The following is a 13042-nucleotide window of genomic DNA, read 5'->3' on the forward strand; positions in this document are numbered from 1 at the left end:
CTAAAAGCAGGCCAACGGCCAATTTCCGGCCGTTGTCCATTCTGGAAGGTTGGAAACCTTATCCTCGTGCCGGTTTGGTATCGGCATGAATTGTTGTGTTTTCGCCGAACTCTACAACTTTGGAACGCTCCCAAATCATGCAGAAGATCGATGCCATGCGACCTTTGAAAGTCGTCATGGCATCAGAGGTTAGGGCTATGTCGGCGTTAACCCTCGCGGATCACCGCCTCGAACTCGCGCCACTCGCGCGCAGTCATGCCCGAGTTTTCCTGTGTCACAGTTTCGCCCGCCAGCATCCGTCGTAGGCTATCGACCATCTGTGCCGACAGATTGACAGCACCCAAACGATAGTCTTCGAACGCCTTGTATGCGAATGGCACCCAATCCGCGACGATCTTGCACATCATGTCGGCATAAACCCGGATTTCGTACTGAGCGTGCGGGTCCGCCCTCAGACGCAGGAAGTGGAACAGGTTGTGCAGGTCGACCTTCCAGTACCACTGCGTGTAGATATTCGCAGGCAGGTTCATCCGCGCCAGTTCACGTGCCAGCCCCTGTTGACCATCCTGGTTGATCATCGCTTCGTAATTGTCGTAGCACCGCGCGCTATCGGCCTTGAGCATCTCAAGAACGCGGGCCGCCTCTTCCCCTTGCAAGGCGTCGCCCCGGCCTTGATTGTTCACTTCGGATTGTGCGGCCACATGGTCCGGCGCGGGGATATAGAACTCTCGGTCCAGAATCGAATAGCGCGCGGAATACTCGTTCACGTTCGCTGTCCGGTGACGAATCCACTGTCGGGCGACAAAGACCGGCAGTTTGACATGCAACTTGATCTCGCACATTTCGAATGGGGTCGAATGCCAGTGCCGCATGAGATAGCGGATCAGACCCTCATCGTTCTGCACCGATTTGGTACCCTTGCCGTAAGACACACGTGCCGCCTGACAAATTGCTGCGTCATCCCCCATGTAATCAATCACGCGTACAAAGCCGTGGTCTAGCACCTGATGCGCGGTATAGAGGTGGTCTTCCATCCCCTCGGCTACAACGCGGCGTGTTGGATGCGATTGCGCCCGTTGCGCTTCGATCTCGGCCAGTTGGTCAGAGGACAGCGGCATGAAAGTTCCTTTCCAGCAATGAGTCGCCCACCACTATATCTCGACAATTCGCTGACCGGAACCGCGACATGTGCACCCAGCGTCGCAATTTCCAAATTGTGTCCGCCCTGCCCCTCGACACGGTTGGTCCGCGCGCTAAGCTGCAGCGCATCACCTGAATAGAAAGGAAGCCACAATGGGGCTGACATATCTTCACACCATGGTCCGCGTGAAGGATCTGGAGAAGTCGATCGCGTTCTATGAACTGCTGGGCCTGAAGGAAACCCGCCGGTATGACAGCGAACAGGGCCGGTTTTCGCTGATCTTCATGGCGCCCCCGGGGCAAGAGGATCGGCCTATCGAACTGACGCACAACTGGGACGGCGACGATAGTCTGCCCAGCGACAGCCGCCATTTCGGGCACTTAGCCTACGGTGTGGATAACATCTACGAAGTTTGTCAGCACCTGCAGGACAACGGCGTCGTTATCAACCGCCCACCGCGCGATGGTCGTATGGCGTTTGTTCGGTCTCCGGACAATATCTCAGTCGAACTGCTGCAAAACGGCGAAGCGCTGGCACCAGCTGAACCCTGGGCCAGCATGGAAAGCACCGGCACCTGGTGATCCGCTGGCTGATAGCACTGGGTCTGGCCGTTCTGGCCAGCCCCCTACGGGCCGAGACTTGCCGGCTTGCACTAGCGCTCGCCATGGATATCTCGACCTCCGTGGACGAGAACGAAGACGTTTTGCAGCGGCAGGGTCTGGCGGCTGCATTGATCGCGCCGGAAGTGGTCGAGGCGTTTTTTTCCTCGCCCGCACCGGTTGCGCTGGCCGTGTATGAGTGGAGCGGTCGCACCACCCAACGCGTTATTCTGAACTGGACTATGATCAACACTGAGACCGATCTGTTGGTCGCAGCCTCAACAGTGCAACAATCTGTTCGTTCGGATAGCGGCTCGGCCACGGCAATGGGCTATGCCTTGGCATTTGGCGCGACCTTGATGCAGCAAGCACCGCCCTGCCTGTTCAACACCATTGATCTGTCAGGGGATGGCTCAAACAATGATGGCTACGGGCCGGACTCGGCGTACCGGCACTTTCCCTTCCAAAACGTCGTCGTCAACGGGTTGGTAATCAATGCTGCTGATTTTGAAGGCGAACTGTTCCTTATCCCGTTTTTCGAAAACAACGTTCTCCACGGCCCAGGCGCGTTTCTCGAGATTGCGCAAGGGTTCGATGATTTTGAACGCGCGATGCGTCGCAAGCTGGAACGGGAATTGAAAGGTCTGCAGATCGGCGTTTTGCAGGATGATGCGCACCGATGATCCGTCTCCTGTCTACCGTTTTTACCCTACTGGCCTGCCCTGTCGCATCGGAATGCAGGCAAGCGCTAGCTTTGGGCCTGGATGTGTCCGGTTCCGTCGACAGCCGCGAGTATAGGCTGCAAACCGGCGGTCTGGCTGCCGCACTACGACGCCCCGAGGTTGTTCAATTGATCCTGTCAGACGTTGGCGCGCCCATACGGCTGGCGATCTTCGAATGGAGCGAAACCCGCCATCAGCGAATGTTGGTTAACTGGACCGAGATTCGCAGGAACCAAGACCTCGAAGAGATCAGCGGCCTTTTGAAAAAGGCCGAGCGCAGTAACGCACCACAAGGCACGGCCGTCGGTTCGGCAATGCAGTTCGGAGCAGATCTGCTGTCGCAGCAACCGAATTGCTGGAAACGCACACTGGATCTGTCCGGGGACGGGAAGCACAATCTGGGTCCGCACCCGCGCCGCGTGAAGGCGGAGCTTCTGGGTACCGGCATCACGATCAACGGGCTGGTGATCGGGGCCGACGATCCCAGCCATGGCGACAAACGGTATGTCCAGGTTGGTGAGCTTTCCGCCTACTACAACACTTGGGTGATCCTGGGGCCCGGTGCATTCGTCGAAGTGGCTTTGGGCTTTGAAGCCTATGAAGACGCGATGACCCGAAAACTGGTACGCGAGTTGGAGGGCTTAACCCTATCCGACGCCACAGATATCCTGCACCCATGATCAATAAATGTAGCGGATCTGGTCCGTCCAATACCGCTCGACCCGTCGCAGGGATGTGGTGATGTCATCGATGCCTTCCAGCCCCAACACGCCGCGATTTTGCAGCCCCTCAGCGTGACGCAAAAATAGCTCGGATACCACATCGCGTATTTCACGACCGCGCGGGGTCAATCGAACCCTTACGGATCGGCGGTCGATCTCGCATCTTTGGTGGTGCATATACCCCATTTCGACCAGCTTTTTCAGGTTATAGCTGACATTGCTGCCCTGATAATACCCGCGGCTTTTCAATTCGCCCGCGGTAACCTCGTGGTCACCGATATTGAACAAAAGCAGGGCCTGCACGGCGTTGATTTCCAATACGCCAACACGCTCAAACTCATCCTTAATGACGTCCAAAAGCAGCCGGTGCAGCCGTTCCACCAAGGCAAGTGCCTCAAGATAGCTGGTCATGAACCCTTTGGTTCCCAGTGCGGAGACCTGCATTTCCATACTCATCCGACCCTCCGATTCAGTCGCGCTGTTTCAGGCAGGATGAATGCAAATCCCGAAAAATCGGTTAAGCTGGATTTTCTTTTATTTTTGAAAGGTCTGCGCGATGTCCGATATCAATTCGGAATAAGTTTCGGGCGGTTGCACCTGCCCTGTGACCCACTGATAAAGGTCCTGATCATTTTCGTGCAGCAACGCATCATAGTTATCCAGACCTGACGAATCCATATCCATAAGGTTTCGGTCAGCATAGGCTGACAGGATCAGGTCCATTTCCTTGATCCCACGCCGCATAGATCGCATCTTCAGGCGTTTAATTCTAACGTCCCGAGGTTCGTTCACCGGCTTTGCTCCAGCATCAGGCGCAGCCGTTTTTCCAGCTTCGCTGCCCGTTCTGCACTGGCGCGCATCTCACCCCGGATCGAACGCAGCTCGGCCACGACATCTGCCAATTCGGGCGCGCCCTCTTCCGCTTCCATCGGGGCATCCATCCCCTCGCCTTCGCCGGTCAGCAGCCACATGATCGACACGTTGACCATGCCCGCCATCATCGACAGGCGGTTTGCGCGCGGCTCGGACAGATCGTTTTCCCAAGCTGCAATTGTCGCCTTTTTGACCCCAAGCCTCCGGGCCATCTGGGCTTGCGTCATACCGGCCGCTTCGCGTGCCCCGGCCAGCCTGTCCCCGAATGTCGCTGAGTCCGGTCCATACCAGTCGTTCTCGTCGTTCATCGGGGTCTCCAATTCCTTAATTCATATCGCTTGATCGTCATTCCGGCGCACCCTATGACAGTCAGGCTGAACATACAAACCGAGGCCGACCATGAGTTTCCTTTCTGCGACACTGTCACGCGTAAAGCCATCGCCCACGATTGCGATCACGGCAAAGGCGGCCGAGCTGAAAGCTGCCGGGCGCGATGTCATCGGCCTAAGCGCGGGTGAGCCCGACTTTGACACGCCGCAAAACATCAAGGACGCGGCCGTTGCGGCCATTGCGGCGGGCAAAACCAAATATACCGCGCCCGACGGCATCCCTGAGTTGAAGCAAGCGGCCTGCGCCAAGATGAAGCGTGACCATGGGCTGGACTATACGCCTGCACAAATTTCGGTCGGCACCGGCGGCAAGCAAACCTTGTACAATGCGCTGATGGCCACGATGAACGAGGGCGATGAGGTTGTGATCCCAGCGCCGTATTGGGTTTCCTATCCTGACATGGTGCTGTTGGCGGGGGGCACTCCGGTCATTGCGGAAACGTCGATCCAGACCAATTTCAAACTGACTGCAGATCAGCTTGAGGCCGCGATCACACCAAAAACCAAATGGCTTATCTTCAACTCACCGTCGAACCCCACTGGTGCAGGCTACAGCCGTGAAGAGCTGAAAGAACTGACCGATGTTCTTATGCGCCATCCGCATGTCTGGGTCATGTCCGACGACATGTATGAGCACCTGGCCTATGACGGTTTCGAATTCTGCACCCCGGCGGAAGTTGAACCTCGCCTGTATGACCGGACGCTAACCTGCAATGGTGTTTCAAAGGCCTACGCCATGACCGGCTGGCGCATCGGCTATGCGGCGGGGCCGGTCGAAATCATCGCCGCGATGCGAAAGATTCAGTCACAGTCGACTTCGAACCCCTGCTCGGTCAGCCAGTGGGCGGCAGTTGAGGCGCTGAACGGGACGCAATCCTTCCTGGCCCCCAACAACGAAACGTTCAAACGCCGCCGTGATCTGGTTGTTCGCATGTTGAACGAAATCGACGGCATCAGCTGCCCGACGCCCGAGGGGGCGTTCTACGTCTATCCCTCAATTGCTGGACTTATCGGCAAGACCACGCCTACAGGCACCGTGATCGACTCGGATGAGGCCTTTGCGACCGCCTTGCTGGAAGAGGTGGACGTGGCCGTTGTCTTCGGCGCGGCCTTTGGCTTGTCACCGAATTTTCGCGTCAGCTATGCCACCTCGGACGAGGCATTGACCGAAGCCTGCACCCGCATCCAGCGCTTTTGCGCATCATTGACCTGAGTATCCGGACATGGCTTCAGAATTGCCCGAATACTATTTCCGCGTTCGCGAAAACGGCGCCGCGGTTTTCAAGATCGACACTGAAAACCGCCAGCGCCGGATCGAGATGGATCAGATTGCAGTCATCAACATCCGAAACGGCGAAGTGAAACCGCAGGGCCAGCGCACCCTGACCGATGCGGATAAGGCCGAGATTGCCCGTTGGATGGAAGCGCGCAAAGCGTTGCTTGCCCAGCGCGATATCGACGATATCCATCGCGCGGTCGACTATCTGAACCTGACCACGCAATGGGCACAATCCAAGGCTACACCCGAGCAGTTGGAAGAGGTAACCGACCGGCTGCTGCTTGCCATGCATGATCTGCGCACCGTGCTGGTGCGAAAAAAGGCAGACAGGTTCAGCAAAGAGTGATTAGCCGCAGTTTACTCGGCTGGCACGCCGACTTCACGGACTGACCGCATCCAGAATCGCGCCATCAGCAGAACGGCCGCGCAGGCAAGGCCAAGGACAAGGCCCAACCAGATACCGATCCCGTCCATCCCCTGCACGAAGCCAAAGAAATAAGACGCTGGGATCCCGACGACCCAATAGCTGAGTGCGGCCATCACCATTGGCACCTTGGCATCCTGCAATCCGCGCAACAGCCCCAGCGCAATCACCTGCGCCCCATCGACCAACTGGAACAGAGCAGCCATGGCCAAAAGGCCCGTGCCGATAGCCAGAATCTGGGGGCGCTGCGGATCGTCAGGCTCCAAGAATATGGAAATCAATGGCTCTGCGCATGTCAAAAACAAGGTAACCGTCAGAACGGAGACCAGCAGAGACATCACCGTCACCGCAATTGCACCTTTTTCAAGATGCGCGCGGTCTCTTCGACCCAGAGCGTTCCCGGCGCGGATCGTGGCCGCATTGGATAGGCCTAAATGCACCATGAATGTGGCCGAGGCTAGGTTCAGTGCAATCCCATGAGCCGCCAATGGCACCTGACCGATCCACCCCATCATGAAGGCGGACATGGCGAAAAGCGACACCTCGGCAAGCAATGTAAACCCAATGGGAATGCCCAACCGCAGCACCCTGAACAGCATCTCCCAGTCAGGGCGCCAGAACCTTTGGAACAAATTGTGCTCTGGCAAGACTCGCACTGCGTAGAATATGACAGCGACCAGAGACACAGTCTGCGTCACGACCGAAGCAATCGCTGCACCCATCACGCCCAGTTCCGGCGCGCCCCAATTGCCAAAGATCAGCGCATAATTGGTCACACCGTTAACCACTGCCGCGGCGACAGTGATCCAAAGAACGATCTGGGTCCGTTCCAATGCTGCCAGGTAGGATTTCAACACCATGACGACGAGCGCTGGAAACAACCCCCATCCAGCAACTCGCAGGTATTCTGACGCAGTTTCGGCAACTTGCGGGTCCTGTTTTGCCGCGATCAGAATAGGGTATGACCACCATAGCAAAGGCATCACCAGCATCCCGTAAAGCAACGAAAGCCACAGCCCCATGCGGGTCGACCGGCGAATGCTGGTTTCATCTTCTTCAGCAGCGGCAGTAGCCACCATGGGCATGACCGCCAAACCAAAGCCACCACCCAACAGGAACAGTACAAAGTAATAGCTGCTGGCCAGCGTGACCGCGGCCAATGCCTCGACTCCGTACCAACCCAGCATGACTGTATCGGTCAGTCCAATAGCGAATTGGGCCAAGTGCCCGCCGATTAGCGGCACGCCCAGGACTGCGATAGCCCGAAAGTGGGCACGATATGTCATCACCTTGTTCATCGCATCAGCCATATGCCCGGCCTGAGGCCGGGACAAGAGGCGAACGACGAAATTTCACCTTGAGACTAGATCCTTCGGTTCAATTTTCTGCTCATGAGCCAAGGGCCTCGGCTCAAACCGTTTCCGGATGCAGTGAACTGCCCAGAATATGTTCCGAGTGCTGGATCACGTGATGCGCTTGCCCGACGATCAAAGGATCGGGGCTATCGACGACATCAGCGTTCTTGTCCGGATAGTCTAGCGTTGACAGAAAGTGGCGCATGCAATTCAGGCGCGCACGCTTTTTGTCGTTCGACTTGACAATGGTCCATGGTGCATCGGCAGTGTCGGTATAGAAAAACATCGCCTCCTTGGCCTCGGTATAGTCGTCCCATTTATTTAGGCTGGCTTTATCGATCGGCGACAGCTTCCACTGTTTCAACGGATCGGTTTCGCGGCTTTTGAACCGGCGTTGTTGTTCGGATTGTGTGACCGAGAACCAGTATTTGTACAGCTGGATGCCAGAGCGTACCAACATCCGCTCCAACTCGGGCGTTTGACGCATGAACTCGAGATATTCGTTCGGAGAACAAAACCCCATCACCCTTTCAACCCCGGCGCGGTTGTACCAGGACCGGTCGTAGAAAACCATCTCACCAACCGTTGGCAGTTCCTGTACATAGCGCTGATAGTACCACTGCCCTTTCTCTTCCCATGTGGGTTTATTCAAGGCAACGACACGTGCTTGCCGTGGGTTCAAATGCTCCATGAAACGTTTGATCGTTCCGCCTTTGCCGGCGGCGTCTCTGCCCTCGAAAAGCAAAACAAACCGCTGGCCAGTTTCCTGCGCCCACAGCTGCACCTTTAGCAACTCTGCCTGCAGCTGCGCCTTTTCCGCCTCATAGGCTTTACGTGCCATCTTGCGGCCATAAGGATACTTGCCGCTTTCAAAGGCCTGACGAATCTTCTCGGGGCTAGGTTCTGTCGGTGCGGTATTGACCACCGCTGACAGGTTGGCAGGTTCTTGGATTTTCTCGATCTGCGGAACTATTTCCATTCAGGGTCTCCTTATCTCACTGTCCGGAAAACGCCTAGCAGATGGGTGAAAAATCCGCTTTGATTGGCATCAAGGTTTTGCATCTTTCTGGTCGTGTTTAATCGGTCGCAACAAAGGGCTTAGGTTGTGGAAAACAAGTTCGTTGATCTTACTGGCCATAGCTTTCATCTGCACAGTTGGGGGGACCCCGATCTTCCGCCCTTGTTGATGCTACACGGGTTTCCCGAATATGGCGGCGCGTGGCGGGATCTGGCCCCACATCTGTCTTCGAACTTCTATTGTATCGCCCCCGATCAACGCGGTTACGGCCAAAGCTGGGCGCCAGAAGGCGTCGGCCACTATGCCCTGTCGAAACTGGTCTCGGACATGGCGACACTGATTGAGGGTTTCGCTCGCCCGATTTGTGTGCTCGGCCATGATTGGGGCGCGTCCGTCGCTTATGGGCTGGCCATGTTCCGTCCCGAATTGGTGAGCCGGTTAATCATCGCAAACGGTGTCCATCCTGTGCCGTTCCAACGGGCCATGGCCGCTGGAGGCGCACAGTCTGAGGCTTCGCAATACATTAATGCCCTGCGCAAACCAAACGCCGCAGAGCACTTGTCGGCGGACAATTTCGCCAAGCTCGAACAGTTCTTTCGTTTCGGGATGGGCACAGACTGGCTTTCGGACGCGGAAATGCAGGACTATCGCACTGAATGGGCGCGCCCCGGACGACTGGAGACCATGTTAAACTGGTACCGGGCTTCGCCGCTGGTGGTCGCGAAACCCGGTGCCCCGCGCACAGACTTGCCAGAACTGCCCAAGGACCGCTTGATCGTGCGCTGCCCCCACCTGCTGCTGTGGGGGTGCGAAGATAAGGCGTTGTTGCCTGAATCGACTGAAGGGCTGGAAGAGTTCGTTCCGGAACTTACGCGTATCGACATTCCAAACGCGGATCATTGGCTGCACCATCAGCAACCCGAGGCAGTGGCGCAGGCAATCATAGGCTGGATAGCGCGTTAAGTCCGATTACCGGTGCCCCCAATCCGTTGGATCATCTGAGTTGTTGGGGGACAGGCCCAATATGTCGCCGTCTGTGGAACACCCCAGCCCCAATACGGTTCGGTTCGCATAAGAGAAATACGAACAGACCTGATTGATTTCGAGTATCTCGCCATCGTCCCATCCAGCCGCACGCAAAGCTTCCACGTCTTGCTGTTTCATCTCCGCCGGGGTCTCGGTCAATTTGCGTGCATAGTGCATGGCCTCGATCTGGGCCGCATCCAACGGAGCACCCTCTGGTTTACCTGCCTCAATCGCCTCACGAATGGCCTGGCTGCGCGCAGGATCGTCCAACAGACGCTGCAGACCGCCATAATGGTGCTCGACACAATAGCTGCATTTGTTCAGCGCGCTGACCCAAACGCCCAGAACCTCAAGAAACCATTTCGGGATCGTGTTGGCCGAATGATGCAGAACATTCTTGTACAACGCCATGTGGCCTTCCATCGAATGTGGTCGCAACGAGTGCACCATCATGATGTTGTCGACATTGTTGCCCGGGCCGGTAACACGGTCATACAGTTTCCTGAGTTTTCCTGTTGCCTCATCAAAAGGGATTGTTCTGATCCAGCTCATCTTGTTGCCTCCCGTATCTATCTGCTTTTGCGGCCAAATCTAAACAGAATGCAGCAACATTGCGAGCCCTCGGCAGACACGCCTGCCAAAGAAAAAACTTGCCTGAGCCGACATGCTCTGGGCATTGCCCCCGGCCACCTGATACAGGTCGGCGAACACACCATTTCAATAATGAATTGCAGCTATGCGCTTTCTTCTGTTCTTTTTCGGCCTGTCTGTCTGCGGCCTGATCGCGACCCTGTCCTATCCTACGTTTGCTGATTGGGTTCTGGTCGCAGGCCCTTGCGTGGTTGCGAGCGCGATACTACTGCTCGGGAAATGGTTGCGCACGGCCAAGGATCCAAAGAATTGGGCTGTGGTCGATGGATCAAATGTTCTGCATTGGCGAGATGGCGTTCCGGACATCGCCACCGTGCGCGAGGTTGTAGACGCTCTGATCGCGACCGGCCTGACACCCGGCGTCGTGTTCGACGCAAATGTCGGCTACAAAATTTCGGATCGTTACATGAAGGACAAAACTCTTGCGGCTCTGCTTGGATTGCCCGTTGATCGCGTAATGGTCGCGCCCAAGGGAACGCCCGCCGATACGCTGGTTCTGCAGGTCGCGCGCGATCTTGGCGCGACCATCGTTACAAACGACCGTTTTCGTGATTGGGCCGACGACTATCCGGATGTACTGCAGGCCAAAGAGCTTGTTCGGGGTGGTTATCGGAACGGGGCTGTTTGGCTGTCGCTGTGAACATGGCTTCAACCAAGACAATCACATAACGCTCTACCTCAGCCCCCAATCAGGGCGCATTGCCCTCGACAAACCGCACACAACACTTCGCGCGCCTCTTCCCCCGGACCACATCACCTGCCATAATGGGACCAAACCCAAAAACAAGAGCAGCACCCATGCCCGACGATCTGTTGACGCCAGAAGCGACCACAACTTATGACGCCTCCTCGATCGAGGTGCTTGAAGGTCTGGAACCGGTCCGCAAACGCCCCGGCATGTATATCGGCGGCACAGACGAACGCGCTCTGCACCATATGGTGGCCGAAATCCTCGATAACTCGATGGACGAAGCCGTCGCAGGCCATGCCAACCGGATTGAGGTTGAACTGCACGCAGATTACGCCCTGACCGTGCGCGACAACGGCCGCGGCATTCCGATCGATCCGCATCCGAAATTCCCAGACAAATCGGCGCTAGAGGTCATTCTATGCACCCTCCACGCGGGCGGTAAATTCTCGGGTAAAGCCTATCAGACTTCAGGTGGTCTTCATGGCGTGGGTGCGTCGGTTGTGAACGCCTTGTCGGATTCAATGGTCGTTCAGGTGGCGCGAGACAAACAACTGTTCGAACAGCGCTTTTCACGCGGCATCCCACTTGGCCCCGTGGAAAAGGTCGGCGCAGCGCCCAACCGGCGTGGCACAACCGTGACATTCCACGCTGACGAAGAGATCTTTGGTCACCACAAGTTCAAACCGGCGCGGCTGTTCAAATCCATCCGTTCCAAGGCCTACCTGTTCTCGGGCGTCGAAATCCGCTGGAAATCTGCCATCGACGATGGCGAAACCCCGACCGAGGCCACGTTTCACTTCCCCGGCGGCCTGTCTGATTACCTCAAAGAAACGATGAACGGCTCGTCCACCTATGCCGAGCAACCCTTTGCCGGCACCGTGGACTTTCGGGAAAAGTTCGGCACCCCCGGCAAGGTCGAATGGGCGATCAACTGGACGCCCTCGCGCGACGGGTTCATCCAGTCCTACTGTAACACCGTCCCTACGCCTGAAGGCGGCACACATGTGGCCGGGTTCTGGGCTGCGGTCCTCAAAGGCATCAAGGCTTACGGCGAGCTGATCAACAATAAGAAGGCCACACAAATCACCCGCGATGACCTTATCGCCGGTGGCTGCGCACTGGTGTCCTGTTTCATCAGTGAGCCGGAATTCGTGGGCCAGACCAAAGATCGCCTAGCGACGGTCGAGGCCCAGCGGCTGGTGGAAAATTCGGTCCGCGACCATTTCGATAACTGGCTGGCCGCGGACACGAAATCCGCCGGAGCGATTTTGGACTTCCTCATCCTGCGGGCTGAGGAGCGTCTGCGCCGACGCGCCGAGAAGGAAACACAACGAAAGTCCGCCACTAAAAAACTTCGTCTCCCCGGCAAGTTGGTGGACTGTTCTAGTTCAACACGCGACGGCACGGAATTATTCATCGTCGAAGGCGATTCTGCGGGCGGTTCAGCCAAGATGGGTCGCAACCGCAAAACGCAGGCCCTTTTGCCTCTGCGCGGCAAGATCCTGAACGTGCTGGGCGCGGCAAGTTCGAAACTGGGCACCAATGCCGAGATCAACGATCTGACCCAAGCTCTGGGTGTGGGGCTTGGCACCAAGTTCAACGTCGACGATCTGCGCTATGACAAGATTATTATCATGACCGACGCGGACGTGGACGGGGCGCATATCGCGGCGCTGCTGATGACGTTCTTCTTCACCCAGATGCGCCCGATGATCGACGCGGGTCACCTGTACCTCGCCTGCCCGCCCCTCTATCGCCTGACCCAGGGCGCCAAGCGCGTCTATTGTCTGGACGAGGTCGAGCGGGACGAATGGCTTGAGAAAGGTCTGGGCGGCAAGGGCAAGATCGACGTATCCCGCTTCAAGGGTCTGGGTGAGATGGATGCCAAGGACTTGAAAGAGACCACGATGGACCCGGCATCCCGGAAACTGATCCGGGTCACCATCGACGAGGATGAACCCGGCGAGACCGGCGACCTGGTCGAACGCCTGATGGGCAAAAAACCGGAACTGCGGTTCCAGTACATTCAGGAGAACGCGCGGTTTGTGGAGGAGTTGGATGTTTGATCAACGGGCATCATGCTTCGTTGATCAATTACTTGCGTTTTGAACAATATAGATAGCACTTATAGCTGGTAGGGTATTTCTGACTG

The 13042-nt window shown here is 56.8% G+C and carries 15 protein-coding genes; 8 read left to right on the top strand and 7 right to left on the bottom strand.

What is annotated here, in order from left to right:
* Positions 1-206: 206 nt before the first annotated feature.
* Positions 207-1118, bottom strand: coding sequence for an FAD-dependent thymidylate synthase (gene thyX, locus GOW92_RS11845; protein WP_170560826.1), 912 nt, complete (start codon positions 1116-1118; stop codon positions 207-209).
* A 175-nt stretch (positions 1119-1293) separates the two neighbouring features.
* On the opposite strand from thyX, the gene GOW92_RS11850 reads away from it, so the two are divergent.
* From GOW92_RS11850 to GOW92_RS11860, 3 genes are read left to right on the top strand one after another with little or no spacing between them, the layout of a single operon-like run.
* Positions 1294-1722 (top strand): VOC family protein, encoded by a 429-nt coding sequence (locus GOW92_RS11850; protein ID WP_170560827.1) that lies wholly within the window; start codon positions 1294-1296, stop codon positions 1720-1722.
* Positions 1719-2423 (top strand): DUF1194 domain-containing protein, encoded by a 705-nt coding sequence (locus tag GOW92_RS11855; protein WP_170560828.1) that lies wholly within the window; start codon positions 1719-1721, stop codon positions 2421-2423. The genes GOW92_RS11850 and GOW92_RS11855 overlap by 4 nt, the downstream gene beginning before the upstream one ends.
* Positions 2420-3142 (top strand): DUF1194 domain-containing protein, encoded by a 723-nt coding sequence (locus GOW92_RS11860; RefSeq protein ID WP_170560829.1) that lies wholly within the window; start codon positions 2420-2422, stop codon positions 3140-3142. Before GOW92_RS11855 ends, GOW92_RS11860 begins: the two co-directional genes overlap by 4 nt.
* Here the strand turns inward: GOW92_RS11860 and GOW92_RS11865 are convergent, their stop codons facing one another.
* The 3 genes from GOW92_RS11865 to GOW92_RS11875 all read right to left on the bottom strand — a co-directional run bounded on the left by GOW92_RS11865 (position 3143) and on the right by GOW92_RS11875 (position 4365).
* A complete protein-coding gene (locus GOW92_RS11865) occupies positions 3143-3640 on the bottom strand; it encodes a MarR family winged helix-turn-helix transcriptional regulator (RefSeq protein WP_170560830.1) in 498 nt (165 codons plus the stop codon). It abuts the gene before it with no gap.
* 78 nt (positions 3641-3718) lie between these two features.
* Positions 3719-3937: a succinate dehydrogenase assembly factor 2 gene (locus GOW92_RS11870; RefSeq protein ID WP_174822513.1), complete on the bottom strand. Its 219-nt coding sequence runs from the start codon at positions 3935-3937 to the stop codon at positions 3719-3721.
* Positions 3938-3972: 35 nt separating this feature from the next.
* Positions 3973-4365 (bottom strand): helix-turn-helix domain-containing protein, encoded by a 393-nt coding sequence (locus GOW92_RS11875; protein WP_170560832.1) that lies wholly within the window; start codon positions 4363-4365, stop codon positions 3973-3975.
* Between the two features lie 91 nt (positions 4366-4456).
* On the opposite strand from GOW92_RS11875, the gene GOW92_RS11880 reads away from it, so the two are divergent.
* On the top strand, positions 4457-5659 hold the full coding sequence (locus GOW92_RS11880; protein ID WP_170560833.1) for a pyridoxal phosphate-dependent aminotransferase: 1203 nt from the start codon (positions 4457-4459) through the stop codon (positions 5657-5659).
* 10 nt (positions 5660-5669) lie between these two features.
* Complete coding sequence (locus GOW92_RS11885; RefSeq protein ID WP_170560834.1) at positions 5670-6071, top strand: hypothetical protein; 402 nt, start codon at positions 5670-5672, stop codon at positions 6069-6071.
* 11 nt (positions 6072-6082) lie between these two features.
* On the opposite strand, the gene GOW92_RS11890 is transcribed toward GOW92_RS11885, so the two are convergent.
* On the bottom strand, positions 6083-7435 hold the full coding sequence (locus tag GOW92_RS11890) for an MATE family efflux transporter (RefSeq protein ID WP_254453018.1): 1353 nt from the start codon (positions 7433-7435) through the stop codon (positions 6083-6085).
* A 124-nt stretch (positions 7436-7559) separates the two neighbouring features.
* Positions 7560-8483 carry a polyphosphate kinase 2 gene (gene ppk2, locus GOW92_RS11895; protein ID WP_170560835.1) on the bottom strand — a complete coding sequence of 308 codons (924 nt, stop codon included), beginning with the start codon at positions 8481-8483 and terminating at the stop codon, positions 7560-7562.
* Between the two features lie 126 nt (positions 8484-8609).
* On the opposite strand from ppk2, the gene GOW92_RS11900 reads away from it, so the two are divergent.
* The gene (locus tag GOW92_RS11900; RefSeq protein WP_368040281.1) at positions 8610-9485 is read left to right on the top strand and encodes an alpha/beta fold hydrolase; all 876 of its coding nucleotides are present in this window, start codon (positions 8610-8612) and stop codon (positions 9483-9485) included.
* A 6-nt stretch (positions 9486-9491) separates the two neighbouring features.
* Here the strand turns inward: GOW92_RS11900 and GOW92_RS11905 are convergent, their stop codons facing one another.
* Positions 9492-10100 carry a carboxymuconolactone decarboxylase family protein gene (locus tag GOW92_RS11905; RefSeq protein WP_170560836.1) on the bottom strand — a complete coding sequence of 203 codons (609 nt, stop codon included), beginning with the start codon at positions 10098-10100 and terminating at the stop codon, positions 9492-9494.
* A 184-nt stretch (positions 10101-10284) separates the two neighbouring features.
* Between GOW92_RS11905 and GOW92_RS11910 the strand changes: the two genes are divergently transcribed.
* Positions 10285-10839, top strand: coding sequence for an NYN domain-containing protein (locus tag GOW92_RS11910; RefSeq protein WP_170560837.1), 555 nt, complete (start codon positions 10285-10287; stop codon positions 10837-10839).
* 158 nt (positions 10840-10997) lie between these two features.
* A complete protein-coding gene (gene parE / locus GOW92_RS11915) occupies positions 10998-12956 on the top strand; it encodes a DNA topoisomerase IV subunit B (RefSeq protein ID WP_170560838.1) in 1959 nt (652 codons plus the stop codon).
* The last annotated feature ends 86 nt before the right edge of the window (positions 12957-13042 follow it).

This window comes from Ruegeria atlantica, from assembly GCF_013032505.1.
Classification (GTDB): domain Bacteria; phylum Pseudomonadota; class Alphaproteobacteria; order Rhodobacterales; family Rhodobacteraceae; genus Ruegeria; species Ruegeria atlantica_F.